Source organism: Saccharopolyspora sp. NPDC000995, assembly GCF_053599315.1.
The window spans coordinates 1-24,854 of the sequence record NZ_JBSFLZ010000108.1 but is presented as its reverse complement, the minus strand read 5'-3'; the positions used below and the strand labels follow the sequence as shown (position 1 = coordinate 24,854).

26 protein-coding genes and 1 pseudogene are annotated in these 24,854 nt (G+C 69.0%); 18 read left to right on the top strand and 9 right to left on the bottom strand.

Annotation, left to right across the window (positions count from 1 at the left end; translation table 11 throughout):
* The first annotated feature begins 133 nt into the window (after positions 1–133).
* The 7 genes from ACWDKQ_RS27520 to ACWDKQ_RS27490 all read left to right on the top strand — a co-directional run bounded on the left by ACWDKQ_RS27520 (position 134) and on the right by ACWDKQ_RS27490 (position 8,069).
* Entirely contained in the window at positions 134–1,510 is a 1,377-nt protein-coding gene (locus tag ACWDKQ_RS27520; protein ID WP_450141665.1) for a glutamine synthetase, read from the top strand.
* A 191-nt stretch (positions 1,511–1,701) separates the two neighbouring features.
* The gene (locus ACWDKQ_RS27515) at positions 1,702–2,031 is read left to right on the top strand and encodes a hypothetical protein (RefSeq protein ID WP_450141664.1); all 330 of its coding nucleotides are present in this window, start codon (positions 1,702–1,704) and stop codon (positions 2,029–2,031) included.
* Positions 2,032–2,188: 157 nt separating this feature from the next.
* A complete protein-coding gene (locus ACWDKQ_RS27510) occupies positions 2,189–3,382 on the top strand; it encodes a TetR/AcrR family transcriptional regulator (protein ID WP_450141663.1) in 1,194 nt (397 codons plus the stop codon).
* Positions 3,383–3,667: 285 nt separating this feature from the next.
* The gene (locus ACWDKQ_RS27505) at positions 3,668–5,308 is read left to right on the top strand and encodes an acyl-CoA carboxylase subunit beta (RefSeq protein ID WP_450141662.1); all 1,641 of its coding nucleotides are present in this window, start codon (positions 3,668–3,670) and stop codon (positions 5,306–5,308) included.
* Between the two features lie 28 nt (positions 5,309–5,336).
* The gene (locus tag ACWDKQ_RS27500) at positions 5,337–5,585 is read left to right on the top strand and encodes an acyl-CoA carboxylase subunit epsilon (protein WP_450141661.1); all 249 of its coding nucleotides are present in this window, start codon (positions 5,337–5,339) and stop codon (positions 5,583–5,585) included.
* A gap of 69 nt (positions 5,586–5,654) precedes the next feature.
* Entirely contained in the window at positions 5,655–7,418 is a 1,764-nt protein-coding gene (locus ACWDKQ_RS27495) for an acetyl/propionyl/methylcrotonyl-CoA carboxylase subunit alpha (RefSeq protein WP_450141666.1), read from the top strand.
* Positions 7,419–7,751: 333 nt separating this feature from the next.
* The gene (locus ACWDKQ_RS27490; protein WP_433877690.1) at positions 7,752–8,069 is read left to right on the top strand and encodes a divalent cation tolerance protein CutA; all 318 of its coding nucleotides are present in this window, start codon (positions 7,752–7,754) and stop codon (positions 8,067–8,069) included.
* On the opposite strand, the gene ACWDKQ_RS27485 is transcribed toward ACWDKQ_RS27490, so the two are convergent.
* Together ACWDKQ_RS27485 and ACWDKQ_RS27480 are read right to left on the bottom strand one after the other, a co-directional pair.
* The gene (locus tag ACWDKQ_RS27485; RefSeq protein WP_450141667.1) at positions 8,060–9,061 is read right to left on the bottom strand and encodes a hypothetical protein; all 1,002 of its coding nucleotides are present in this window, start codon (positions 9,059–9,061) and stop codon (positions 8,060–8,062) included. The two genes, ACWDKQ_RS27490 and ACWDKQ_RS27485, sit on opposite strands and share 10 nt — an antisense overlap.
* 123 nt (positions 9,062–9,184) lie before the next feature.
* A pseudogene (locus ACWDKQ_RS27480) lies at positions 9,185–9,511 on the bottom strand (helix-turn-helix domain-containing protein); the annotation flags it as partial.
* A gap of 205 nt (positions 9,512–9,716) precedes the next feature.
* Between ACWDKQ_RS27480 and ACWDKQ_RS27475 the strand changes: the two are divergent.
* The 7 genes from ACWDKQ_RS27475 (at position 9,717) to ACWDKQ_RS27445 (ending at position 13,954) form a co-directional block, all read left to right on the top strand.
* Entirely contained in the window at positions 9,717–9,929 is a 213-nt protein-coding gene (locus tag ACWDKQ_RS27475; protein ID WP_450141660.1) for a hypothetical protein, read from the top strand.
* Positions 9,922–10,254 carry a hypothetical protein gene (locus ACWDKQ_RS27470; RefSeq protein WP_450141659.1) on the top strand — a complete coding sequence of 111 codons (333 nt, stop codon included), beginning with the start codon at positions 9,922–9,924 and terminating at the stop codon, positions 10,252–10,254. Before ACWDKQ_RS27475 ends, ACWDKQ_RS27470 begins: the two co-directional genes overlap by 8 nt.
* Entirely contained in the window at positions 10,251–10,892 is a 642-nt protein-coding gene (locus ACWDKQ_RS27465) for a hypothetical protein (protein WP_450141658.1), read from the top strand. The genes ACWDKQ_RS27470 and ACWDKQ_RS27465 overlap by 4 nt, the downstream gene beginning before the upstream one ends.
* A complete protein-coding gene (locus ACWDKQ_RS27460) occupies positions 10,813–10,998 on the top strand; it encodes a helix-turn-helix domain-containing protein (RefSeq protein WP_450141657.1) in 186 nt (61 codons plus the stop codon). The genes ACWDKQ_RS27465 and ACWDKQ_RS27460 overlap by 80 nt, the downstream gene beginning before the upstream one ends.
* Positions 10,999–11,513: 515 nt before the next feature.
* Entirely contained in the window at positions 11,514–12,575 is a 1,062-nt protein-coding gene (locus ACWDKQ_RS27455) for an adenosylhomocysteinase (protein ID WP_450141656.1), read from the top strand.
* Between the two features lie 7 nt (positions 12,576–12,582).
* Positions 12,583–13,140 (top strand): NUDIX hydrolase, encoded by a 558-nt coding sequence (locus tag ACWDKQ_RS27450; RefSeq protein WP_450141655.1) that lies wholly within the window; start codon positions 12,583–12,585, stop codon positions 13,138–13,140.
* 325 nt (positions 13,141–13,465) lie between these two features.
* A complete protein-coding gene (locus tag ACWDKQ_RS27445; RefSeq protein ID WP_450141654.1) occupies positions 13,466–13,954 on the top strand; it encodes a phosphotransferase family protein in 489 nt (162 codons plus the stop codon).
* 475 nt (positions 13,955–14,429) lie between these two features.
* Here the strand turns inward: ACWDKQ_RS27445 and ACWDKQ_RS27440 are convergent, their stop codons facing one another.
* The gene (locus ACWDKQ_RS27440; RefSeq protein WP_450141653.1) at positions 14,430–15,344 is read right to left on the bottom strand and encodes a FadR/GntR family transcriptional regulator; all 915 of its coding nucleotides are present in this window, start codon (positions 15,342–15,344) and stop codon (positions 14,430–14,432) included.
* Between the two features lie 342 nt (positions 15,345–15,686).
* Here ACWDKQ_RS27440 and ACWDKQ_RS27435 point away from each other — a divergent pair, with 342 nt between their 5' ends.
* A complete protein-coding gene (locus ACWDKQ_RS27435; protein WP_450141652.1) occupies positions 15,687–15,962 on the top strand; it encodes a hypothetical protein in 276 nt (91 codons plus the stop codon).
* A 24-nt stretch (positions 15,963–15,986) separates the two neighbouring features.
* On the opposite strand, the gene ACWDKQ_RS27430 is transcribed toward ACWDKQ_RS27435, so the two are convergent.
* Genes ACWDKQ_RS27430 through ACWDKQ_RS27420 form a run of 3 tightly spaced genes read right to left on the bottom strand, consistent with a single transcriptional unit; the run spans position 15,987 to position 18,512 of the window.
* Positions 15,987–17,117, bottom strand: a complete 1,131-nt coding sequence (locus ACWDKQ_RS27430; RefSeq protein ID WP_450141651.1) for a M20 metallopeptidase family protein — start codon at positions 17,115–17,117, stop codon at positions 15,987–15,989.
* A complete protein-coding gene (locus ACWDKQ_RS27425; protein WP_450141650.1) occupies positions 17,114–18,247 on the bottom strand; it encodes an amidohydrolase family protein in 1,134 nt (377 codons plus the stop codon). The genes ACWDKQ_RS27430 and ACWDKQ_RS27425 overlap by 4 nt, the downstream gene beginning before the upstream one ends.
* A complete protein-coding gene (locus tag ACWDKQ_RS27420) occupies positions 18,237–18,512 on the bottom strand; it encodes a hypothetical protein (protein WP_450141649.1) in 276 nt (91 codons plus the stop codon). The genes ACWDKQ_RS27425 and ACWDKQ_RS27420 overlap by 11 nt, the downstream gene beginning before the upstream one ends.
* 665 nt (positions 18,513–19,177) lie before the next feature.
* Here ACWDKQ_RS27420 and ACWDKQ_RS27415 point away from each other — a divergent pair.
* Positions 19,178–20,206: an MBL fold metallo-hydrolase gene (locus ACWDKQ_RS27415; protein ID WP_450141648.1), complete on the top strand. Its 1,029-nt coding sequence runs from the start codon at positions 19,178–19,180 to the stop codon at positions 20,204–20,206.
* Between the two features lie 540 nt (positions 20,207–20,746).
* On the opposite strand, the gene ACWDKQ_RS27410 is transcribed toward ACWDKQ_RS27415, so the two are convergent.
* A complete protein-coding gene (locus ACWDKQ_RS27410; RefSeq protein WP_450141647.1) occupies positions 20,747–21,031 on the bottom strand; it encodes a hypothetical protein in 285 nt (94 codons plus the stop codon).
* A 333-nt stretch (positions 21,032–21,364) separates the two neighbouring features.
* Here ACWDKQ_RS27410 and ACWDKQ_RS27405 point away from each other — a divergent pair, with 333 nt between their 5' ends.
* The gene (locus tag ACWDKQ_RS27405) at positions 21,365–21,652 is read left to right on the top strand and encodes a DUF3040 domain-containing protein (RefSeq protein ID WP_450141646.1); all 288 of its coding nucleotides are present in this window, start codon (positions 21,365–21,367) and stop codon (positions 21,650–21,652) included.
* 26 nt (positions 21,653–21,678) lie between these two features.
* Here the strand turns inward: ACWDKQ_RS27405 and ACWDKQ_RS27400 are convergent, their stop codons facing one another.
* On the bottom strand, positions 21,679–21,876 hold the full coding sequence (locus ACWDKQ_RS27400; RefSeq protein ID WP_450141645.1) for a DUF2795 domain-containing protein: 198 nt from the start codon (positions 21,874–21,876) through the stop codon (positions 21,679–21,681).
* A 148-nt stretch (positions 21,877–22,024) separates the two neighbouring features.
* Here ACWDKQ_RS27400 and ACWDKQ_RS27395 point away from each other — a divergent pair, with 148 nt between their 5' ends.
* Positions 22,025–22,384, top strand: a complete 360-nt coding sequence (locus ACWDKQ_RS27395) for a hypothetical protein (RefSeq protein WP_450141644.1) — start codon at positions 22,025–22,027, stop codon at positions 22,382–22,384.
* Between the two features lie 394 nt (positions 22,385–22,778).
* On the opposite strand, the gene ACWDKQ_RS27390 is transcribed toward ACWDKQ_RS27395, so the two are convergent.
* The gene (locus tag ACWDKQ_RS27390; protein ID WP_450141643.1) at positions 22,779–24,602 is read right to left on the bottom strand and encodes a transketolase; all 1,824 of its coding nucleotides are present in this window, start codon (positions 24,600–24,602) and stop codon (positions 22,779–22,781) included.
* Positions 24,603–24,854 lie beyond the last annotated feature (252 nt).

The following is a 24,854-nucleotide window of genomic DNA, read 5'->3' as shown; positions in this document are numbered from 1 at the left end:
CGTGGTTCGGCACGCTCGACAGCAGGTTCGTCTGGCAGCAAGGCGCCCTTCACACTTCACCCGAACGAGGGGTGCGGCCGAAAGGCTCGTCTGCGGTGCCCTTTTGCTTGCACCGCCGGATAACGTGGCGAGCATGAGCGAGCGGATTCCGGGGGACGAGCGGGCGGGGTTGGCCAGTGACGTCGAGAGGTTGCGCGGCGAGGGCGTCGAGATGGTCGAGATATCCTTTGTGGACAACGCCGGGATCGTCCGGGTCAAGGCGGTTCCGCTGGACCGGCTGGCCGCCGCGGCGCGGTACGGCGTTGGGGCCTCGCCGTGCTTCGAGACTTTCACCTTCGACGACGCGATGGTCCGGGGCCGCTACCTCGGCGGACCGGACGGCGACCTTCGGCTGGTGCCCGACCTCGACCGGCTGGTGCGGCTGGCGGCGCAACCGGGCTGGGCTTGGACGCCCGCAGACAAGTTCGGCCAGGACGGGAATCCGTTTGTCGCCTGCCAGCGGGCGTTCGCGGCTCGCCAGGTGCGGGCCGCCGCGGATGCCGGACTGACCGCCCTCGCCGCTTTCGAGCACGAATGGGTGCTGGGCGCACCCGACGCAGAGGAGTTCGTCCCGGCCTTCACCGGTCCCGGCTACGGCCAGGCGCGTCTGGAAGCGACGGCCGATTACGCGCTCGAACTGGTAGCCGCGCTGCGCGAGCAAGGCCTCGACGTGCAGCAATTCCACCCCGAATACGCGCTCGGCCAAGTCGAGTTGTCGGTGGCAGCCAAGGACCCGCTCGGTGCCGCCGACGACGCCCTGCTCGTGCGGCACACCGTGCGCACGGTCTCGCGCCGCCACGGCTGGCGCGCAAGTTTCGCGCCCTGCCTGGTGCCCGGCGGTGCGGGCTCCGGCGCACATCTGCACCTGTCCGTGCATGGTGCAGACGGGAACCTTCTCGCGGACGGCCCGGGGCGCTACGGCCTGCGGCCTCCCGGGGAGGCGTTCCTGGCCGGTGTGCTGCGGGAACTTCCCGCGCTGCAGGCGATCGGCGGCGGCAACCCGGCGAGCTTCCTGCGGCTGGAGCCGTCCCGCTGGGCCGGGGTGTGGCAGGTGTGGGGCAGGGAGACGCGGGAGGCAGCGGTGCGGCTGATCACCGGCACGATCGGCACCGAGCAGTGGGCCGCCAACGCCGAGGTGAAGTGCTTCGACGCCACCGCGAATCCGTACTTGGCGGTCGGCGCGGTGCTGGCGGCGGGGCTCGCGGGCGTGCGCGAGGAACTGCGGCTGCCCGCGGAGATCACCGGCGACCCGGCGGCTCTGTCCGGCGACGAACGCGCTGCGGCGGGAATCAACCGGCTGCCCACGAACGTGGCGGAAGCGGCCGATGCGCTGGAGGTGTCGGCGGTGCTGACGGATGCTCTGGGCAAGGAACTGCAAGACGCGATGCTCACGGTTCGCCGAGCCGAGGCGGAGCGATTTGCCGAGACCTCCCCCGAGGAGCTAGCCGCGCTCACCCGCTGGCGTTGGTGATCTGGAAAGCGCGGAGCGCGGACTCGGTCCAGAATCCCGCGGCGTCACCGCGTTGTCCGCAATTTCTGTTGAACCTTTTTCATCCTGGTCGAGCCGCAGCCGCGATGCTGGCAGGGCGGTGGCTCGGGGCTGCCGCAAGCAGCGCAGCCGCCTTGGCCCACCTTCGCGACCGGCACCGTCGCGAGAGAGCTTTGAGCGCGCGACGACAGGCTCGGTTGCAAGGACACCGCACCGGGGCCGGCCACGGTCACCGATCCCGAGCGGATCGCGAGGTTCTGACCGAACCCGGCATCGCGGACGTCGCGCTGCGGTCGGTTGAGACCGAGATGGTCCTGGGCGAGGGCGCGGCCGACGGCCCCGAGTTCACCTTCAGCTGGGGGCCGATGCGGTTCTGGCTGGACGACGCCGATGACGTCACCGTCGGTTGGGGCGAGGGAGGCGGCAGCGGAATCATTGACCGCGTTGGAGCAGTCCGGTTCCTCGTGCCGAGCACGCCCGGCTGGTTGGTCATGGCCACCTGACCCGCGTGAGCGCGCCGCCGCAGCGGTGGAAAACCGTTGCCGGGCGGTGGTTTCGCCGGTGATCTCCAGTGGAGTGTGCTCCGGCATGCAGCGCTGACGCCGGCCGAACGCGGTGCGCAAGTATGCTCGCTGTGCTTGGCGAAAAGGGGAGGCGGCGATGGCTGAGGTGACCAACCCACCTGCTCGCAACACGCGCCCCCGCAACCGCCGGGCGCTGATCACCGCGGCGGCCGCGGACCTGTTCTATCGGCTCGGCTACGCGCAGGTCGGGGTGAGCGACATCGCCGAGGCAGTCGGGGTTGGGTCGTCGGCGCTGTACCGGCACTTCGCGGGCAAGCAGCAGTTGCTCATCAGGGTGGTGCTCGACGAGCTCCACCCGTTCAGCTCGATCGCCGCGCAGGTGGCCGACCGGGACCTCGACGAGGTGGTCGCGCAGCTCGCCGCCGCCGCGCTGGACCACCGCCAGCTGGGCGTCCTGTGGCAGCGCGAAGCCCGGCACCTGCCGGAGGAGCAGCGCGACGTGCTGCGTGAGGAGCTGCGCGGCGTCGCCAGCGGGCTCGCCAAGGTGGCGCGCGCCTTCCGGCATGAGCTGACCGGCGAGGACGCCCGGTTCCGTGCATGGTGCATGTTCAGCGTCCTGACCAGCCCGTCCTACCACCAGGTGGACCTGCCCCGGCGTGAGTTCGAGCAGCTGCTGCGGGCCATGGTGGTGGTCATCGGGACGCACCCGCCACAGCGGTTCGCCGACCACCGCGCGACCGACTCCGAGCAGCGGTCTGCCCGCTTCGCGGGGCGTGCCTCCCGGCGTCGGCTGCTGCTGTCCGCGGCGATGCGGCTGTTCTCCGACGCCGGCTACACCAAGGTGACGACCGAGGACGTCGGCGCGGCGGCGGGCATCGCCGGGCCCAGTCTGTACAACTACTTCGCCAGCAAGCAGGAACTGCTCGGCACCGTGATCACCCGCGGCAACGCGTGGCTGGAGGTCGAGCTCGAACGGATTCTGGCCAACACCCCGGCCGCCGACGACGCGCTGCGCGAGCTGCTGCGCTCCTACATCACGTTCGCCTTCGACCACGGCCGGTTCATCGACATCCTGGTCAGCGAGGTCAACCACCTGCCGGACGCGGAGCGGCACCGGGCGCGGCAGACCCAGCACGCCTACGTGGCCGAGTGGGTCGGCCTGCTGTGCGAGGCGCGGCCGGAGCTCGACCCGGTGCGTTCCCGGATCCTGGTGCAGGCGGCGTTGACGGCGGCCAACGACATGGCTCGCACCGGCTCGGTGCGCGACGTCGATGCGCTGTCGCGGATCGGGTCGGCGCTGATGCTGGACACGCCAGCGTCGGCCGTGTGATCAACCATCGTTGGCCTGCTACCGGCTATTCACTTAAGTGTCATCCCTGCAGGAGGCAGGTTTGTGTGGGTCGGGGGTGGACTAGGGGTTGCTCACTTCGAGATTGACTTCGTAGGGCGGGCCGAACTACTCTCCGCGAAGAGTTGGTCCTGCTCCCGCGTGCGCGCCCAGCGCTCGAGTGACCAGTTGGCCTCGTGCGCCGCCGCGTGCCGCGTCCGAGCCTGGAACCCCGCGGGTGCGCGGCCGACACTGGAGCTGAGCAGGTAACGAGGACGGGTGGGTTGCATGAGCAGCGCGACGGAGCCGGTCGGTCAGCCGCCGGTTGACGTGCCGGACATCCACACGACCGCCGGCAAGCTGGCGGATCTGTACCGGCGCAATGACGAGGCGGTGCACGCCGGCTCGGCGCGCGCGGTGGCCAAGCAGCACGCGAAGGGCAAGAACACCGCCCGCGAACGCATCGACATGCTGCTGGACCCGGGTTCGTTCGTGGAGCTCGACGAGCACGCGCGCCACCGCTCCACGAACTTCGGCATGGACGCGAACCGCCCCTACGGCGACGGCGTGGTGACTGGCTACGGCACCGTCGACGGCCGCAAGGTATGCGTGTTCTCCCAGGACTTCACCGTCTTCGGCGGGTCGTTGGGCGAGGTGTTCGGCGAGAAGATCGTCAAGGTCATGGACCTGGCGCTGAAGACCGGCTGCCCGCTGATCGGCATCAACGATTCCGGCGGCGCGCGCATCCAGGAGGGCGTCGCCGCGCTCGGCCTGTACGCCGAGATCTTCAAGCGCAACACCCACGCCTCCGGCGTCATCCCGCAGATCTCGCTGATCATGGGCCCGTGCGCGGGCGGCGCGGTGTACTCCCCGGCGATCACCGACTTCACCGTGATGGTCGACCAGACCTCGCACATGTTCATCACCGGCCCGGACGTGATCAAGACGGTCACCGGCGAGGATGTGACCTTCGAGGAGCTCGGCGGCGCGCGCACCCACAACTCGCGCTCCGGCAACGCGCACTACCTGGCCACCGACGAGTCGGACGCCATCGCCTACGTCAAGGAGCTGCTGTCGTTCCTGCCCAGCAACAACCTGGCCGAGGCGCCGGTGTTCGAGGGCACCGACACCGACGCCGGCTCGGTCGCCGAGTCGATCACAGACGCGGACCGCGAGCTGGACGCGCTGGTCCCGGACTCGCCGAACCAGCCTTACGACATGCACGAGGTCGTCTCCCGCGTCGTGGACGACGAGGAGTTCCTAGAGGTCGGGGCGCTGTTCGCGCCGAACATCATCACCGGCTACGGGCGCATCGAGGGCCGTTCGGTGGGTGTGGTGGCCAACCAGCCCACCCAGTTCGCCGGCATCCTGGACATCGACGCCAGCGAGAAGGCCGCGAGGTTCGTGCGCACCTGCGACGCCTTCAACATCCCGGTGCTGACCTTCGTGGACGTGCCGGGCTTCCTACCGGGCACCGACCAGGAGTGGAACGGCATCATCCGGCGCGGCGCGAAGCTGCTGTACGCCTACGCCGAGGCGACCGTCCCCCTGGTCACCGTGATCACCCGCAAGGCTTACGGCGGAGCCTACGACGTGATGGGTTCGAAGCACCTGGGGGCCGACGTCAACCTGGCGTGGCCGACCGCGCAGATCGCAGTGATGGGTGCGCAGGGCGCGGTGAACATTCTGTACCGGCGGCAGCTGGCGGAGGCGGCGGACAACGGCGAGGACGTCGAAGCCGTGCGCGCGCAGTTGCAGCAGGAGTACGAAGACACGCTCTGCAACCCGTACGTGGCCGCCGAGCGCGGCTACGTCGACTCGGTGATCCCGCCGTCCTACACCCGTGGGTACGTGGCGCGGTCGCTGCGGATGCTCCGCGACAAGCGCGCCAGTCTGCCCGCGAAGAAGCACGGCAACATCCCGCTGTGACGTCGTCCCACCCGCGAGGAGGTGCCCGATGAGCCACGACGCGACGCCGGACCAGCGACCACTGCTGCGCATCGTGCGCGGAAATCCCGACGACGCCGAGATCGCCGCGCTGACCGCGGCGCTGACCGGCCTAGCCGCCGCGAAGTCCGTGGCACCGCCGAAGCAACGGCCGATGTCGCTGTGGGGAGACCCGGCCGCCGCGCTGCGGCACCCGGCGGGCCGCCGCCCGCTGCGCCCCGGCCCGCACTCCTGGCGCGCTTCGGCCCTGCCGGGCTGATGTCGTTGCCCACCAACAAGATTTCGCTAGCCGTCCGGCGTCGCGCCGGGAAATGAGGAGTTGACCATTGTGGACGTGACGCCGATCAGCAAGGTCCTGGTCGCCAACCGCGGTGAAATCGCGGTGCGGGTGATCCGCGCCTGCAAGGACGAGGGCATCGCCTCCGTCGCCGTCTACGCCGAGCCCGACGCCGACGCGGTGTTCGTGCGGCTGGCCGACGAGGCCTTCGCGCTGGGCGGTTCGACGCCCGGCGAGTCGTACCTGAACATCGACAAGATCATCGACGTCGCGAAGCGCGCGGAAGCCGACGCGGTGCACCCCGGCTACGGGTTCCTGTCGGAGAACGCCGAGTTCGCCCAGGCGGTGCTCGATGCGGGCCTGATCTGGATCGGGCCGTCGCCGCAGTCGATCCGGGACCTCGGTGACAAGGTCACCGCCCGGCACATCGCGACCCGCGCCGGGGCACCGCTGGTGCCGGGAACGAAGGATCCAGTGTCGGGCGCCGACGAGGTCGTCGTGTTCGCAGAGGAGCACGGGCTGCCGGTGGCCATCAAGGCTGCGTTCGGCGGCGGCGGTCGGGGCCTGAAGGTCGCCCGGAAGTTGGAGGAGATCCCCGAGCTGTACGCATCGGCGGTGCGTGAGGCCGAGACGGCGTTCGGCCGCGGCGAGTGCTTCGTGGAGCGCTATCTGGACCGGCCGCGCCACGTCGAGGCGCAGGTCCTCGCCGACCAGCACCGCAACGTGGTGGTCGTGGGCACCCGTGACTGCTCGCTGCAGCGGCGGCATCAGAAGCTGGTCGAGGAGGCCCCGGCACCGTTCCTCAGCGACGAGCAGCGCCGCACCATCCACGAGTCGGCGCGGGCCATCTGCGCCGAGGCTGGCTATTACGGCGCGGGTACCGTGGAGTTCCTGGTCGGCTTGGACGGGACGATCTCGTTCCTGGAAGTCAACACCCGCCTGCAGGTCGAGCACCCGGTCTCGGAGGAGACCACGGGCCTGGACCTGGTCCGCGAGCAGTTCCGCATCGCCTGCGGGGAGAAGCTGCAGATCACGGCCGACCCCGAGCCGCGTGGCCACTCGATCGAGTTCCGGATCAACGGTGAGGACGCGGGCCGCAACTTCTTGCCCGCGCCGGGCACCGTGACCCGCTTCGTCGCGCCGCACGGACCGGGTGTCCGGGTGGACGGCGGGGTCGAGTCGGGCAGCGTGATCGGCGGCCAGTTCGACTCGCTGCTGGCCAAGGTGATCGTCACCGGCGCCGACCGGCAGCAGGCACTGGAGCGGTCGCGGCGGGTGTTGGACGAGATGCTCGTTGAAGGCATGGCCACGGTGCTGCCGTTCCACCGCGCGATCGTCCGCGACCCGGCGTTCGTCGGCACCGACGGTTTCGCCGTGCACACCCGGTGGATCGAGACGGAGTTCGACAACACCATCGAGCCGTTCACCGGCGGTGTCGAGGCGGAAGAGCCGGAGCCGCGGCAGACGATCACTGTCGAGGTCGGCGGACGCCGCCTGGAGGTCTCGCTGCCGGCGGAGCTGGCCGTGTCCTCAGCCGCACCGGCGGCGAAGGCGAAACCGCGCAAGCGTTCCGCGGGTAAGTCGGGGGCTGCGGTCTCCGGCGACGCGGTGACCGCGCCGATGCAGGGCACTATCGCGAAGATCGCGGTCACCGACGGCCAGGAGGTCGCGGCGGGCGACCTGATCGCGGTGCTGGAAGCGATGAAGATGGAGAATCCGGTCACGGCCCACAAAGCGGGCACGGTGACGGGCCTGTCGGCCCAGCCGGGCGACTCGGTGTCCCAGGGCACCGCGCTCTGCGAGCTCAAGGACTGAGTCAGAGGTTGCACGTGTGTTCCTGGGCGGCGATTTCGCGCGAAATCGACACCTGGCACGCGTGGGGCGCGGCGATTTCGCGCGTTAATGAACACGTGGCGCGGTGACTAGGTGAAATGCTGCTCGTAGTGCCCTCACCAGGCGTTACGAGTAGCACTAGCCTATCACTGCGTTGCACTGACACCCCCCTTACCGGCCACCTCACGCACCCCTGCACCCACACCTGCACACACACTCGCGGGACCGCCTGCACCCGCACCTGCAGCCGCGCCGGGCGGCGCAGATGCGGTTCCGCCCGGTCTACTCGGGCGCCCTGGTCGATACCCTGATCGCATGGCTGAACACGTGCAGGTTGTGACGACGACGGACTCAGAAGAGGCAGCGGCCACCTTGGCGCGGAGCATCGTGGAAGCGAAGGCCGGAGCCTGCGTGCAGGTGGTGCCGATCCGCAGCTTCTACCGGTGGGAGAACGCCGTTCAGGACGACCCCGAATGGCAGCTTCAGATCAAGACTTCGGCCGGGCGGCTCGACGCGCTGATCAAGCACATCAACGAGCACCACACCTACGATGTGCCCGAGATCATCGCGACGCCGATCACCGGAGGCAGTGATGCCTACCTGTCGTGGGTCGACGAGGAAACTCAAGCCTGAGAACTCGCGAGCAGCCCCGACGTAACCCGCTGCCGCAGGGCCTCGGCCGTGCCGCGTCCGCTGTCCTGCGGCAGCACCTCGGTTAGTTCCCACAGCCGATCCTGTGCGAGGCTCGCCTCGGTTCGGACAGCAAGCGGCAGAGCTTCGGTCGCCAGCTCGTCAGCCCGGTCGACGTCCGACCGTGTTGCAGCCGAAAGGGCAAGGTCGGCGACCACCAGCGCTCGAACCTTGGTCTCGGTCGGCGATAGCGCGGAGAGCAGCAACCCGGCGAGAGAATCGGTCTCGCGGTGCCCCAATCGCCCGTACGACGAAACGGCGAGGCTGCCAAGCCTGCTCGCGCCGAAGAAGCTTGTCCAAGAGCGCTCGTGGTGCGGGCGGGCGTAGTCGAACGCGGTGAAAGCACGTTCAAGCGCACGTTCGGCCGTTTCACCGTCGCCGATCCGGGCAGCCTCTTCCGCTTGCCGCGCCGCGACCCACGCCTGCGTTGTGGCTGCCGAGCCTCGAACGTACTCGCCCGCTTCGCCGAGAAGCTGCACGGCCTCGGCGGACTTGTCTTGCGAGGCGAGCAAGTATGACCAGTAGTTCAAGGTGCAGGCGGTCAGCGGTCCGTCGCCTGCCTCGTCAGCAAGCTCAAGCGCCCGCCTGTACCGGCTGACTGCCTCGCGAGGGCGTGACAGATCGAACGCGAGCCATCCGGCAAGCGCCTCGGTTTCCCCGGCAGCGGACAGCAACCGGCGGCGATCTTGCTCACGGGAGGTCGCTTCGAGCAGGCGGCGCAGCGTAGCGCCGTGCTCCGTTAACGAGGCGAGGATCGTGCGCGATGGGGTGGTCTCTTCCAGGTGGAAGAACTCGGTCGTGCGGTCCTCGACGAGACTGATCGCCGAAGAATCCGGCGCACGTCCGTGTTCGATTGTGTCGGCGAGCCGCTGCCAGGGCGCGGCGCTCATGATGGCGGCGGCGCCCGCCAGTTTCAGAACATCCCGGCGATGCACGTCGTCTCCTCGGTCGTGGTCCTGATACGGCGCGAGGCTAGGCGTTGATTCAGCGTGCGGCGATGCATCCGAGGCATCCGCCGCCGGTAGCTGGAACCACAGAAGTGATGCAGGCGCCTTGAGCACCTGCGCCCACTGGATGAGCCTAGCGAGGTTGGTTGTTGGCCGACCTCGTTCGATCCGGCTGACTTGGCTCTGCCCAACACCGAGCCAATCGGCCATGTCCGCCTGGTTGAGCGGTGGGCTGAATGCGCGCCTGTATGCGCGAATGACCTTGCCGATGTGCTGCTCGGCGAGGGCGTCACGGACGTCGTCGCGCTGCCAGAAACCGGCCGGCGGCGGCGGTGGGCCTTCAGGGGTGCCGGATGGGACCTTGCGGGCGCACGGTGTGCACACCTTGCTCGCGTGATCACTGGCGATCTTGCATCCGCAGCTTTCGCAGAATCCCATACATCACCCTGTAGTGGACCGGTCACGGGGAGTTTATCGGAGTCCCGACGGGTGCAGCCTGCATTTATGGATTGGATGCATATTGCCTGCATACGGCTATGCATTCGAGGGTTTCGAGACCTGATCGCCCAGCGCTCATAGTCGATCGCGATGAGCCCGACGCCGGGATAGCCCGACCACGAAGCCTCAACCCTTGGGGGCAGCCATGTCCGATCTGAATCTGCTCGTTTGGCTCGCCGTGCTGGTGCCGCTCGCGCTGGTCGCAGTCGGCTGCGCAGCCGCCTCGATCGCCCCGCGGCGGCACGGGTCGGTCGCTGAACACCCGTCGGACTGGTGGGTGATCGCTCGCGGCCTCGCCAACGGGCTGCGTTCGCGGCTGCAGAGGTCGGTGCACCGAGGGGGTGCTCGCCGTGGCTGAAATCGCGGTGTGGCTGTTCCTGCTGGTGTGCAACGTCGCGATATACGCGCCGACAGTGATCGACCTCGTTGAAGAGTTCGCCGACCTTTCCCCCGCGCACGAGCAGCGGCAGCGCGGCGCAGCGCGCAGCGCGCACCGTGCGGTCCGGGCGCGTGGCGATCGCGCCCGACACCCCGAGTCCGCATGGGTGCGTAGGGGCTCGCCGGGCGGTTTCCCCCGTCGCGCTCGGCGAGACATGCCAGCAGCGGGCACGTGTCCTGTTCCCGTGTCCGCTGCTGGTCACCAATCCGGCGGACGGCACCAACTGCGGAGGCGACCGGCATGACGATGGTGATGCTCGCGCGTGACCGCAACGCCGAGAACCTCGCGCAGTCCGAGGTGCACGCCTACCCGCTGGACTTCCACAGCCCGCCGCCGACGGTCCCGATCGCCCCGTGCGGGCACCGGCTCGCGGCGGCGGACGCCGAGCAGGTCAACAGTTTCGTTGGGATGCCGTGCGTCGCGTGCTTGCTGGTGGCGTTCGACCGTGCCGACCGTGCCGCCGACGCAGCCGAGCCCGCGCCCGACCTGCCCGACAAGCTCGCGGCGAAGCTGCCGCCCGTCGGTGAGCCACATCGGGAGCCCCCGGCAACCAAGTTCGGCCGCGCGTACTTCTACGGCTTCGCGATGATCGGCGACGAGGCGTCGCACCTGGTCGAACCAGATGCCATCCGAAGCAAGCTCGACGGCCACAGCGTGGCTCAAACGCTGTGCTGTCACCTCGCGTGGGGTCCGCTGAGCGCTCCCGTCGACGGATTCCCGCTGTGTGGCGAATGCGTCGAGATCGCCCTCGGCATATCCGCGAAAACACTTCGAATCCAGCTCATACAGAAGGGAATCATCAGTGCCGAGTTTGATCTCGGGCGAAACCCTCGATCGCGCCGTTCGCTTGTACGACAACGGAAAAGGCCCGTCGATTCGTGAGCTTGCCCGTGAATTCCGCGTGTCTTACTCGACGATGCGCACCGCGCTTGTTGAGGCGGGCGTGACGATGCGTCCCTCGGGGAACCAGAGCAAGACGGCGAGCTAGTGCCGAGCCCGTTACCGACGCCGAAACCGTCAACTGACCTCGTACTGCAGTGGCGCACGTTCGAGCCGCCGGGCGGCTGGGTGCCCGGCACACCAGTTCAACGACCACGAGAAGCGCGATCACACGAAAGGAAATCGCAGTGATGACAGGGAAGCACTGTCGCGGAATCGTCGCGGCTGGGCTCAAGTTGACGTGGTCGGGCGACATTTTCGGAGGCCCCCGCCGGGACTGGTTCACTCCCGTCGTGCCTGCCGAACCCAGCCCTGCCGCGCCGTCACCAGCTGACGAGAAAGGGCTCGACGCTGAACGCCGCGCCGCGACCGCAGTCGCGTTCACCCGTACCGCGAGGTCCCGCGACGTTCTTGTCGCCGCGCTCGAAGACTTGTCGCGAATCTGAGTCGAGCACCACCCTGAAATGAATCAAGAGGTCGCCCAACAACGAGGGAAGTGACATGGAAACGTACGAACGGGCACATCTAGCAGCCTATTTCAGTCGGGTCGCCGAACATTTCCGCGTGGCTGATCGTCCTAGCGCTTTCCTGATCACGCATTTGTTGCCGGAACGCCCGGCGTTCGTACGCGGCGTTGCCCACGTAACCGACCTGCGGGCGGTTCTTCCCAAACCGAAATCGATCGACGAGACCGCTCTGCGGCAGATCGAGGCCGACGGCCAGGTGTGCGACACGTTGTCGCGGGAGAAGTTCAACGACCCGGATCACGCGTTGGAATATCTCGAATCCCGCGCCGCGGGTCACCGGATCGTGTTACTCGACGTCGGGGGTTACTTCGCACCGGTACTTGCGGACATCTGCGCCCGGTTCTCTGGTGAGGTCCTCGGCGTAGTCGAGGACACCGAGAACGGTCACCAGCGCTACGCCGACATCGAGAAGACGCCGTGTCCGGTGATCTCGGTCGCCCGGTCGCCGCTGAAAGATCCGGAGGATTTCCTCGTCGGGCAGTCGGTGGTGTTCTCAGCCGAAGCGCTCATGCGCAGCCACGGCGACATCCTGCACGGCCGCAACGCCCTCGTGATCGGCTTCGGTAAGCTCGGCAGCTCCATTGCCCGCCTGCTGCACGCAAAGGGAATTCGCGTCACGGTGTATGACATCAACCCAGTGCGCCGAACCCAAGCTCTCTCGCAGGGGTTTGTCGTGGCTCGGGACTGCCGATCAGCGCTAGCTGATGCAGGTGTGGTGCTGTGCGCCACCGGGTCGATGTCTTTGCGCGGCGAGGACTTTTCGCAGCTGCGCAACGGCGCTTACGTGGCAACGGTGACCAGCAGCGAGGACGAACTCGAACTCGCGGGGCTGTCTGGGGTCTACGAACGAACACCGATCAGCGACGACATCACCCGCTACGTGACCACCGGCCACTACTTCTACCTGCTCAACAGGGGAAACGCGGTCAACTTCTTGCACGGTGCCAGCGTGGGACCGTTCATTTACCTCGTGCAGGCCGAGATTCTCGCGGCCACGGCCATGCTAGCTCGCGGCACCGCGGAACCGGGCATGTACGAGGTAGACGCAGGCGACCGTGCTGTCATTGCGTCCACTTGGCTCGACTACTTCAACAGGTGATCATCCGATGTCCATTGCGAACGACCACATTCAGCGCACGCTTTCGTCCTACTTGGACGCCCATCCCGAGGACGCTGAATCACTGGCGCCTCTGTCTGAGCTGCTCGCCAAAGACGTGGATGTCACCACACGGCACGAGTATCGCGGCCACGCTACGGCTGGTGCGGTCCTGGTCAACGCCGAGGGGCGTGTTCTACACATCCATCACGTGGCGCTCGACCGCTGGCTGCTGCCCGGCGGTCACCTCGAACCCGGCGATGTCAGCCTCGTCGACGCGGGACTGCGGGAACTGTGTGAGGAAACCGGTATCAATCCCGGCGATGTCGTTACGGCGTTCGTCGACCCGGTCCACATCGACATGCATATGATCCCGGCCAACGATCGCAAGCAGGAACCGGAGCATCCGCACTTCGATTTCCGGTTTGTCTTCCGCACCACGGCCGAGGTTGGCGCGCTTCAGACTGAAGAGGTACACAACGCAGCGTGGTTGTCACCCGATGAGTTGACCGACCCGCATCTGCGTGAGCGGGTGCGTGGAGTACTTGAGGCCGCATCCGCCGACTGACACCGCCAACCGACGGCGTAGGACGAGGCGCCCCCGGTTCCGTTCCGTGACGTGTGCGAGCACGACGCGGGCGGGACCGGGGGCGGCTTCGTGTGCCAGCGACTAACGGGGTGATCGGCGCTTATTGCTAAGGCCCGCCGACCCACACCCCACACGAGCGAGGAACGGAACGCATGGCGCTTGATCGCGTGGACTGGCACGACTTGCCCGCACACGTTCGCGACGTCATCGAGACCCGAACCGGCCCGGTGCGGTCGGCCCAGACGGCGTCAGCCGGGAAGAACTCCGCGGTCGCGCTTCTGCTCGACACACAGCCGACGGGCGGGTGTTCGTCAAGGGACTCCGTACCGATCATCCCGGCGTGGTGACGCAGGCGCGCGAAGCGGTCATCGCGCCGTTCGTGACGGCGGTGTCTCCGCGCCTGCTGTGGTGGGTCGAGGCCGATGGGTGGGATCTGCTCGGCTTCGAGTACGTCGAGGGGCGGCACGCCGACTACCGGCCCGGTTCGCCGGACCTTCCGGCCGTCGTCGAGGTGATGCAGCGGCTCGGCGCCATCACCTGCCCGGACCTGCCGGAGGTCAAGCGGCCCGAGAAGCGGTGGCGCAAGTACGTCGACGACCCGGCCGAGCTTGAGGTGCTCACCCGCTCGACGCTGCTGCACACCGATTACAACCCGGCGAACGTGCTGATCGACGGCTCGGGAACGGCGCACCTGATCGACTGGGCGTGGCCCACGCGAGGCGCTGCGTTCATCGACCCGTGCGTGCGGCGCAGGAAACGCCGCAGATCCTCGGCGGTCGCGAACATCGTATGAGTTGCAGTCCACGGGCGACCGAGCTCCTGCTCACGCCCGGAGTCGCCCAGCCGCACCCGCACAGCGAGTTCGCGCGGGCTCATGTGAACGTCACCGTGCAGTCGCATCCGGCGACCTCGTCGACGCCGAGCCGGTGATCGCGTGGCCAGCGGCCCCGCCGCCCGCCGACGGTGAACTGCTCATCGATCGCGACGGTCTGCCCGTCGGCGGCGGCATGACTCGGCCGGGTCTCGGTTCCGGTGCTGCGCCACGTCTTCGACGTCGCACCGGATTGGCGAGCTGCCTCGTGACGGGCGAAGTTGGTGACCTCGTTGACCCGACCGCGGGCGAGCTCGCCCGAGCGGGTTTCGATCAGCCGGGCGAACAGCTCGACCAGCGCCTCGCGGCCGGTGGTGTCGTCGGCGAGTTCCTCGCGGACGTCCTTGGTGATGGTGGTGAGGATCGTGTCGGCGGCGTGGTCGGCGTTGGTTTCCAGCTACGCCCGCGCCCACTCCACACGGAACGCCCCGCCGAGGGCGTGCGCGACGTCGTTGCCGACCGAGGCGGCCAGGGGCAGCGCGAGGTCGAGCAGCAGCGCGGCGAGCCGTTCGACCCACGACGGGTCGCCGAGCTCGGCGTGCACGTCGGCGGCGTCGCGGGTCCGCGGTGCGCCGTGCACGGCGAGCACCTGGTCGCGGAGTTCGGTGAACAGGTCGGCGAGGGCTTCGCGGTGGCGGGTGACGTCGCCGGGTGCCTCGTCGGCCGGGGCAAGCGCGGCCCGTCGCTCGAACCGCGCCGGGTTGCCCGACTCCAGCGCGCGCAGGATCTCGGCGTGGTGCTCGATGACGTTGGTGCGGATCTCGCGGACGGCGGAGGTCTCCCGCCGGTCTTCGATCAGCAACCGCCCGAACGGCTTGAACATCCGTGGGATGAACACGTTGCCAGTTGACTGCATCACGGTGTTGTGGAAGGCGATGTCGGCGGCGACGAACAACTCCACGTCGTCGGTGTCGGCAGCGGTGCGCATGTCGTGCAGCTGTTCCCGCAGCTGCACGAGGTCTTCCTCGGTCCGCTTTGCGGCGGCGAGCTCGGCGGCACCGACCTCCAGTAGCCGGCGGGCGTCGATCAGGCTCCCCGACACGACCCGGCTCGACTCGGGCGAGGTCGCGGCCCGGATCATCGGATCCAGCGCGGTCCACTGCGCGGGGGCGTTGACGTAGGTCCCGCGGCCCCGCTGGATGCGCACGACGTTCTGCACCCGGAGAGCCTTGATGGCCTCCCGAACGGTCAACCGGCTGACCGGGAACTGCTCGGCCAACTCGCACTCGGAGGGCAGCGCCACCCCGGGCGGATGGGTACCGTCGATGATCGCGGCTAGCAACCGCTCGGAAAGCTCCTCCGGCAGCGACACCCCGCCCCCTAGCAAGACATCAGGTGTCCAGAACCCGGCGACTTTAAACGTCCAACCGCACCCCGTCAAGGATGTGCCGGTCCAATGAGGACGCTTCGTGGCCCCCCGGGCGGTGGGTAGTCCAGTGGGGCGCGGGTTTTGCGCACTTGGTGGGGTTTTGATGAGCGGTCGGGCTCGTGTGGTGGAGTTGCTGCGGAAGCAGCAAGCCACCGCCACTGTCGGAGACCGGAAGGCCTGCCGACTACCCGCTGGCCGACTACCCGCTGGATGGGCTGGAGCCCGTGACCCGGCTCGCCGCCCGGGCCGGGCCAGCGCGCCAACGCGTTTCGGCTGGCCGGCAAGGTGGGTTTCGTAGGGTATCCGGGGTTCCGGCTGGCGCTCAAAGGACGAGCTGGGCGAGCGGCTGTCCTCGCCGCTGGACATGTATGTCAGGAGGGTGCGGCGCTGGTCCTGTTCACCGACCCGTGGCTGTCGCCGTTGGTGAGCTCGGCCGACATCGTGCTGCCCGCCAGCGTGCAGGCATCATCCCCGTTCGACTCCGTGGTCCCGGCGCTAGCCCTGGTTGCAGCCGTGGTGGCGGCACTGGTCGACGACCTCGTCTACGACGTCGCGGAGTAGCGCCCTGGACCTGGGGCGCAGGATTCAGGCAGTGGCGAGGTAGCCCGCGAGCATTGCGTGGGCGACGTCGCGGATCCGGTCGTCCGGAGGGAGGAACGTGGGGGAGTGCAGTTGCTCCGTGCCGCCGTGGGTGCCGACGAACATCATCAGGGACGGGAATAGCTCGCAGAAGTAGGAGAAGTCATCCGATCCGGCCGAGCGCAGCTCGTCGGAGACCTGGAGCCCCAGCATTCCGAGCAGAGGGGCGGTTGCCTTCGCCAGCTCCACGTCGTTGTCCAGGATCGATTCGCCGTGCACGAACTCGACTTCGGCGCAGCAACCGTGCGCGCGGGCCGTCAGGTCTGCAACCGCGACCAGTCTCTTGTGGACGTCCGTGCGGTCGGCCGTCGTCATCGCGCGCACCGTGCCACGCGCGACGGCTTGCCCCGGAACGACATTCGCGGCCGTGCCTGCCACCAGGGTCGTCACGCTCAGCACGACTGAGGCCGTCGGGTCGACGGTCCGACTGATCATGCTCTGCAACCCGACGAGAACATGCGCGAGCGCCACCACGGGGTCGCGAGTGCGGTGCGGGTACGCGGCGTGCCCGCCCTCGCCGCGTACGGTCAGCGTGAACTCGTCTGACGAGCCGTTGACCACACCCGGCGTGCAGGACACCGTCCCCGCAGGCAGCAGCGGCTGCACATGTGCACCGATCACCGAACGGCACTGTTCTGCGTGCAGGACACCGCTTTCAGCGATCTCCTCCGCCCCGGACGGATAGGTTTCTTCGCGCGGCTGCAGTACCGCGAGCCGTGGCGCCGGGCCGCCGACCGCGTCGACGGCGCGCGCGAGTGCGATCAGCGCGGCGAGGTGCACGTCATGGCCGCACGCGTGCATCGTGCCGGGGTGCTGGGACTCCCAGTCGACTCCGGTTCGTTCGGTGATGGCGAGCGCGTCGAGCTCCGCTCGCACCGCGACGGCCGGGCCTTCGCCGCCGATCCGCAAGACTGCGGCGGTGTCGCCGATCCTGGTCACCGTTCCCGGCATGTTCGCCAGCGCCAGCTCCAGGGTGGGACCTTCGCTGCCGGACACGCAGGGCTGGGCGTGGATCTGGTGGCGAATGTCCACTGCGGACCCGAGCTGGCGGTCCAGCTCCGCGCGCAACCGGTTCACCGCTGGTCCAGGCGGTAGACGCGGCGCGCGTTGTCCTGGCCGATCATGCGGACCACCCGGATCGCGTCCTCCTCGGACCACTCGTCGGCCTCGACCCACCCCGACAGGGCCTTGCGCATCCCCCGCCGCCACAGCGACGCGCCGAGGTGGTGCAGCTCCGGCGGCCCCCAGGCGTCGGAGGAGAACAGGACCTTCGCGAACGGCGCGAGCTCCAGCGATTCGGCGACCACCGCAGAGGAGCGGACCCCGCTGTAGTTGACCCCGAGCCCCACGTCGAAGTACACGTGCGGGAACACTTGGGCCAGGTATCCGGCGTTGCGGTGGAACGGGTAGCAGTGCAGGAGCATCAGGTCGACCCCGGAGGGCTCGACGAGCTTGATGAACCGCGTCAGCAGCAGCGGGTCGCAGCGGTGCAACTCGACATCGGGGTCGCCGTACCCGGCGTGCAGCTGCAACGGCAGTCCCCGGTCGACGCCCGACCACAGCAGGAACCGCAGCAGCACCGGGTCGTCCACCCGGGTGGCGCCGGACCGGAGCCAGTTCCCGGCAGAGGCAACGACTTCAGTCTCCGACGGGCGTTCCGGGTCGAAGTCGAAGCCATATCGGTAGGCGACGATGCTCTTGAGCCCGACGGCGTCGACCGTGCGCTCCGCGAGCACCGCCGGGAACCGCGACGGCAGCTCGGCGGCGCCCAACCCGGTGCGCGCGAGGTCCTCCAGCACCGCCTCCAGGCGCACGACCTGGTCGGCCCGGACGCCGGAGGCCGACGCCATCTCGCAGGGGGAGAGGATCTCGTCGCCCTTGTACCCGGTCTCAACCAGGTAGTGCCCGATGCCGCTGGCCGCCAGCAGCCGCCGGGTGACCTCCTCGGCGCCGAGCTCCTCCCGCCGCGCCACGTAGTCGGCCGCGTCAGCGTGCGCGGGCAGGCCGAGCTCCGGAGCGCACCAGCGGCGGATGGCGAAGCCCAGCTGCGAGTCGAACTGCGTCATCCATTCCGGCACCGGCCGGTCGGACTCGGTGAGCAGCATTTCCAGCGCCGACCGGTCGACCTCCCCGGCCAGCGCGCCGTGCACGTGGTGGTCCACCAGCGGCAGGCCGTCGATGACCGCCGCCAGGTCCTCAGTAGACATCCGCGATCCTCCGGGTGCGTTCCGCGTCGTCGAGTCCGTCGAGGTGCGCGAGTTCGTCGCGCTTCACCGAGAACTGCGTGGCCAGCAGCTTCGGGTAGAACCACGATCGCACCACATCATCGGACTCCAGTGCCTCCAGTGCCTCCAGTGCCTCCAGCGCCGATTCGAGCGAGTCGGGCTGCGCTGGCACCCCGGCGAGATCGGCCTCGGTGGCATCCTCCGGCCATACCGTCGACTCGTCGTACTCCGAGGTCAGGCCCGCCAACCCGACCCGGAGCAGCGTTTTCGTCGCCCACCTGCGCGATCTCGCCCGGGCTGACCGGCTGGTCGGTCCCGCGCGGTGGCACGCTCGGCCTGCGGGGCCTGGGCGGCGAGTTGGGCGGTCAACCGCTCGCCGATCCGCTGGGCCGGCCCGGGGCGACCAGCAGCACGACAGTGCCGGCGAGACACCAGGCCCGGCTATCCACGGGAGTTGGAGGACGGCGAGGCGCCCCGCAAAGGACACAACTCATCGGACTCAAGAGCTGCTGTGGCGACCGGAAGCGCCAACGAGCCGCTGATCAGCCGAAACGTCAGACTCCGCCGGACACCTGCGGGGCGGTCGAATGACCATGCGTGATGAACGACACGATTTGGCCATCGACCCCGCCGATAAGCATCCTTTCTGGATGATCCGGGCGCTGGTTCGAGGGCTTGCCGGGGGCTGATCGCCGGGCCCTTCGCATGGCCGAATTTCGCAGCTCGGCCCGATTTGCACGCGTCGCCGCCCCCGGCGACGGCCGGGTCGGGGCCGGGGGCGGCGGCCAGGGTGGGGCCGGAATCCGGGCGTTGCGGGCGTTTGGCTGTGGTCCTCGACGTACTGACTGGTTGGTATGGGTGTGGTACTCCTGGTGGACCGCCCAGGTCTGGGCGCGCTTTGGAGGTGTGGTCATGGCTAATTCGCGGCACGAATGGATGGAGCCGGGGGCATACGAAGTCGCGCCTGGCGTGCACCGGATCCCGCTGCCCCTTCCCAACGACGGCCTGCGCGCAGTGAACGTCTACGCGATCGCCGACGGCGACACGCTGACCCTCATCGACGGCGGTTGGGCGCTGGAGGAGTCGCGCGAACAACTCGCCGCCGCGTTGCGCGGGATAGGCGCCGGACTTGGCGACATCAGCCGCTTCCTGGTCACCCACGCGCACCGCGACCACTACACCCAGGCCGTGGCGCTGCGGCGCGAGTACGGCTCCAAGGTGCTGCTTGGCGAGGACGAGCAGCACACCATCCGCACCCTGATGGACCCGGAGCACAAGCCGCTGGCCAAGCAGATCGAGCTGCTCACCGAATGCGGCGCGAAGCCGGTGCGCGACGCGGTCGTGGCCGCCCGCGAGGACGGCCCGCGCGGCCCGCACTTCTGGGAAGAACCCGACGAGTGGATCGGGAACTCCACCGACATCACCCTCGCCGACCGGCCCCTACGCGCCGTGGCCACGCCGGGCCACACCCGCGGGCACCTGGTGTTCATCGACGACGCCGCCGAGCTGATGTTCGCCGGCGACCACGTGCTGCCGCACATCACGCCGTCCATCGGCTTCGAGCAGACCCCCAGCGAGGTTCCGCTGCGCGACTACCTCGCGTCGCTGCGGCTCGTCCGCGCGATGCCCGACATGCGGCTGCTGCCCGCGCACGGGCCGGCCACCGACAGCGTCCACCAGCGCGTCGACGAACTCCTCGACCATCACGACACCCGACTGGACGCGACCGCCGCCGCCATCGAGAAGGGCACGAGCACCGCGTACGAGGTGGCTCGGGCGTTGACCTGGACCCGCCGCGCGCGGACCTTCGACGAACTCGGCGATCCCTTCAACCAGATGATGGCGGTGCTGGAAACCGCCGCCCACCTGGATGTGCTCAGCCTGCAGGGGAAGCTCATGAAGGAGATGGTCGAAGGGGTCGTGCACTACTCGCTGGCCTGACGGGTGCGGACCGGGAACGGCAGCACGCACACGGCGGGCACGCCGCCGACGATAGCCAGCGTGCCGTAGCTCGTCTAAGCCATCACCCGCCGCTAGTCAGACCGGCCGTCGCGCCGGACAGCGAGACTGCCAAGTCGACCCGGCCCTGCCGCGGGCCCGGTTCGCCAGCCGCGCGGCGTCGCTGACCCATCGCCGTTTCGCCGACTAAGCCGAGATTCCAGCCCGAGGCCGAGCAGTCCCAGCCCGAGGGCCGGCCCGGCGACGGACGGCGCCGGGGCTAACGCCGCGACGAGTCCGGCTTCCAGCACCGACAGCATCGCCACCTGGTCAGGACGAGAGCCGACGCGCCGATAACCAATCCAGCGAGCGAGGGGTGCCCGCGGGCTGCGCCGGGCCGGAATCGGGTGTGGCGGCCAGTGCTCGCGCGGTCAGCAGCGGATCAACGCGCGTCCGCGGCGGGCGTGATCCGCCAGGCCGGCGCCCGCGCATCGGGCCTGCAGGTTCGTCGCCGTTCCCGCGCGCCGTAGGGCAGGAACGAGCTCAGCAGCAGAACGGGGTTGTCCAGCAGGATCGCGGCCACGATCCCGAGTGCGCCGAGAGCGCCGATGGCATAGCCGACGCGAGGCCGTGGCGGCGGCCGCCGCGTTGCGACAACTGGCCGATCAGCAGCGATGTCCCGGCGGCTCCGACCGTGAACGGCGCGCTGGTGATGCCTGCCCAGCGCTTTGATTCGAGCATGTCCTCGGCCAGCAGCGCCCCGACGACCGCACCGGAGGACAACCCGACGCCTGCCAGGACCTGCGAGCACACCGACGCCCGGATCATCCTTCGCTGCACTTGTTGTCTGGTTCAGGTGGCGGCGCTCGTGGTCAGATCGTCATCGACGGCCACTCCCGGTCACCGGCCCGCGGCAGGTATCGGCGGACGGGTGCGGAGGGGGCGCGACGCGGCAGCATGGTCATTGTCATACCTCCCGCCATCGCCCGGGCCACCTTCCGTAATCGCCGGATGTTGCTGTGCGTGCAAGAAAATCACCCGGTCGCCGCGTACGGTGACGATCCCCGGCGTGCAAGGCTGTAGGGGGTCCTTCCGGGGCTTGAGGCAATTGGGGGGCGGGTACCTCGTTGGGGTCGAAGGGAACGTCGCTAGGAGCTCGTCATGTTGAGCAGGCACGAGCGGGACAGGTTGGCGGAGATCGAATCCGCGCTGGTGTCCGGTGATTCTTGGCTGGCGGAGAAGTTCGACCGGTTCGACGGTGGTCGGAGCTGGGGCGGAGTACGCCGGGTCCTGTTGTTCCTGATGCTTGCCCTCGTGGCGTTGTTGGCGTTTTTGGCGTTGTTGTGCCTGGTGAGCGGGCTGGTGCTGAGCTCGATCACGTTGGCCCTGACCGCCGTTGCGGGCGTCGTCGGCGTTTGGTGGCACGCCAGTCGGAAACGGCACCGATGAGATCCTGGTTGTCTTATGTGGACGATTCACGGAGTCGCGTGCGGGAGTGCTTGTAGCACCGTGTCGGGCTCGACGAAGACGCCATCGGGCAGGCTGTCGATGCGTTCCAGGTGCGCCGCCGGCGCGCCCAGGGCGACGCACTGCTGGTAGATCTCCTGCTTGGTGGCGGGGAAGTGCACGTGGCAGAGGAACCTGAGCAGTTCTCCGCGGTCGGGTACGGGCATCTTCGCTCCCGCCGGTCGAGCCGGTCGTGTCGACAACCGACTACCCATGCCGCGTGGCAGGCACACGCGGTGCCGCGATGACCGGGCGGCTGTTCCGGGTGGGGCGGTTGGGTGCCCACACCGCTGGCGGAGATGGCGGAAAGCCCTGGTGAGCACGCTTTCCGAATCGGGCCTGCGGGCGTCCTGGTGGCGCTGTGCGGCACCGAGATCACCAGCTGGGGGCGTGCTGTTCTACGCCTTCCCCGTGCTGGCGCCGACGATCAGCGCGGCCACCGGCTGCTGGTCGCTCGCCGTGCTGACGGTTTTCGACGTGTCAGATCTCGCGGCGCTTGCCGGTGGACGGGTCGAGCGGTGGCTGGACCGCCGGGCCACGCCCGATGATGACGGCGGGTTCGGTGCTGGCCCTTCCGACGTTGATCGGCGTCGCCTCCGGGTTTGGTACTTCGCCGCCTGGATCATCGCCAGCTTCCGGTCTCCGGAGTGCTATGCCCGGCGTTCACCGCCCTGACGAGGTGGTGGGGCCCGGGCGCGGACCGCCCGTGACTCCTCGTCGCGGGGCTGGCGAGCCCTGTGTTCGCGCCGCCGCTGAGGCCTTCCTCAAACGCACACCCGGACTGGCGGATGACCTACGTCGTGCTCGCGGTGGTCTTCGGCCTGATCACGATTCCCGCGCACGCGTTCGGCTTGCGCGGCGACTGGCCGGACGTCGCTCGGACCGAGCAAGCTCGGCACGACACCGGTCCAGGTGGCCATCGCGTCGTCGCCGTGGGGCGCTGCGGTGCTGGTGGAGCTGGTCGGCGGCTACTCGGCGTGTTCGCGGTGCTGGCAACGCTCGCCGGGTCCGCCGCGCTGATCTCCATGGCGTCGGGGGCCCGCAAGAGCTCCTTGATCATCCACAGTGGTCAGGTGCCGGCCATCTCCCGGGCCGCGATGGCGATGGCGGATGCGTCGATGCCCGCCTGCCCCAATAGCTCGGCCGGGGTGCCGGAACCGGGCATGCCGCGCACCGCCAGCACGCGCACCGGGGCGCCGGTGCCCGCCAGGGCGCTGAGCACGGACTCCCCGAGGCCGCCCTCCGGCCAGTGGTCCTCGGCGGTGATCAGCCCGCCGGTCTCGGCGGCGGCCCGGCGCAGCGCCTCGGTGTCCACCGGTTTGATCGAGTACAGGTCGATGACGCGGGCCTGGATTCCTTCCCGGGCAAGCGTTTCCGCCGCGCTGAGCGCCTCGTGCAGGGTGATGCCCGCGCCGACGAGCGTGACGTCGTCGCCGTCGCGCACCACCCGCGAGCCGCCGATGGGGAAGTCCTCACCCGGCTCGTAGATCACCCGCGTGGCGCCGCGGGTGGTCCGCACGTAGCTGATCCCGCTCCGGTCCGCCATCTCCTCGACCAGCCGCACGGTTTGGTTGGCGTCGCACGGGTAGAGCACCGCGCTGCCGTGTACCGCGCGGAACGCCGCGAGGTCCTCCAGCGCCATCTGCGATGGCCCGTCCTCGCCGATGGACACTCCCGCGTGCGAGCCCATCAGGCGCAGGTTCGCCCGGCTCACCGCGGCCATCCGGATGAAGTCGTAGGCGCGCGTGAGGAACGCGGCGAACGTCGAGGCGAACGGCACCCAGCCGCGCACCTGCATGCCGATCGCCGCGGAGATCAGCTGCTGCTCGGCGATGTACATCTCGAAGTAGCGGTCCGGGTGGGCATCGCGGAACAGCTCCGCGAACGTCGAGTTCGACACCTCGCCGTCCATCGCCACCACGTCGCCGCGTCGATCGCCGAGGGCGCGCAGCGCCTCGCCGTAGGCCTTGCGGGTGGCGACCTCGGTGCCGAGCTCGAATGCGGGCAGCCCGCCGCCGGTCACCGGGAAGACGTGGGGCGTCTCGTCGCTGGTCGGCTTGGCGTAGTTGACCCGCAGGTCGCGGATGCCGCCGAGCTCGCGGATCGCCTCGTCGGGGTGCACCAGCGGCTTGCCGTGGAAGCCCGGCTTGTCCTCGACCTCGGCGACGCCCTTGCCCTTCTTGGTGGCCGCCAGCACGGCGACCGGTCGCCCGTCACCGACCTCGGCATCCTTTAGCGCCTCTTCGATCTGCCCCGGATCGTGGCCGTCGATCTCAATGGTTCGCCACCCGGCCGCGATCGCCCGGGCGGCGTAGGCGTCGAGGTCCCAGCCGTGCATCGTCTGCCCGGTCTGGCCAAGCCGGTTGACGTCGATCAGCGCGATGAGGTTGTCCAGCTGCTCGTGCCCGGCGTGCTCCAGCGCTTCCCAGACCGAACCCTCGGCCATCTCGCTGTCGCCGCAGAGCACCCACACCCGGTACGGCAGCCGGTCCAGCCGCTGCGCCGCGAGGGCCAGGCCCACCCCGATCGGAACCCCCTGCCCGAGCGAGCCGGTCGCGACGTCGACCCAGGGCAGCAGCGGCGTCGGGTGGCCCTCCAGGCGGCTGCCGAACTTGCGGAAGGTGAGCAGCTCGGCGTCGTCGATCGCGCCGACCGCCTTCAGGCACGAGTAGTACAGCGGCGAGGCGTGGCCCTTGGAAAAGATCAGGTGGTCGTTGCGCGGATCGTGCGGCTTTGTGAAATCCAGTCGCAGGTGGCCGTCCAGCAGCGCGGCCATCACGTCGGCGGCGGACATGGACGACGTGGGGTGTCCGGAGCCGGCGGCGCTGCTGGCGCGCACGGAGTCGATCCGCAGCTGCTGCGCCAACTCGAAGCGGAAGGTCAGATGGTTCATGCCACCGGAGTTGCCCGCGGACACCACCGGCGAAACTCGGGCCGATTCCGGTCTGGTTCCGCAGGTGGCGCCAACCTCAGCCGCGAGTCCGTTCGGGGGTTACGACGCCGAGACGGACTCGCGGCCGTTGACCTGCGAAAACATGCGCAAGCGCAGTGGGCACGCGGGTGTTCGACCGGCCGGTCGTACACCCCCCGTGTGAGGTGGGGTTGGGGTTGGTCATGCCGGATTGCGTGCGCTTGTTAACCTCGG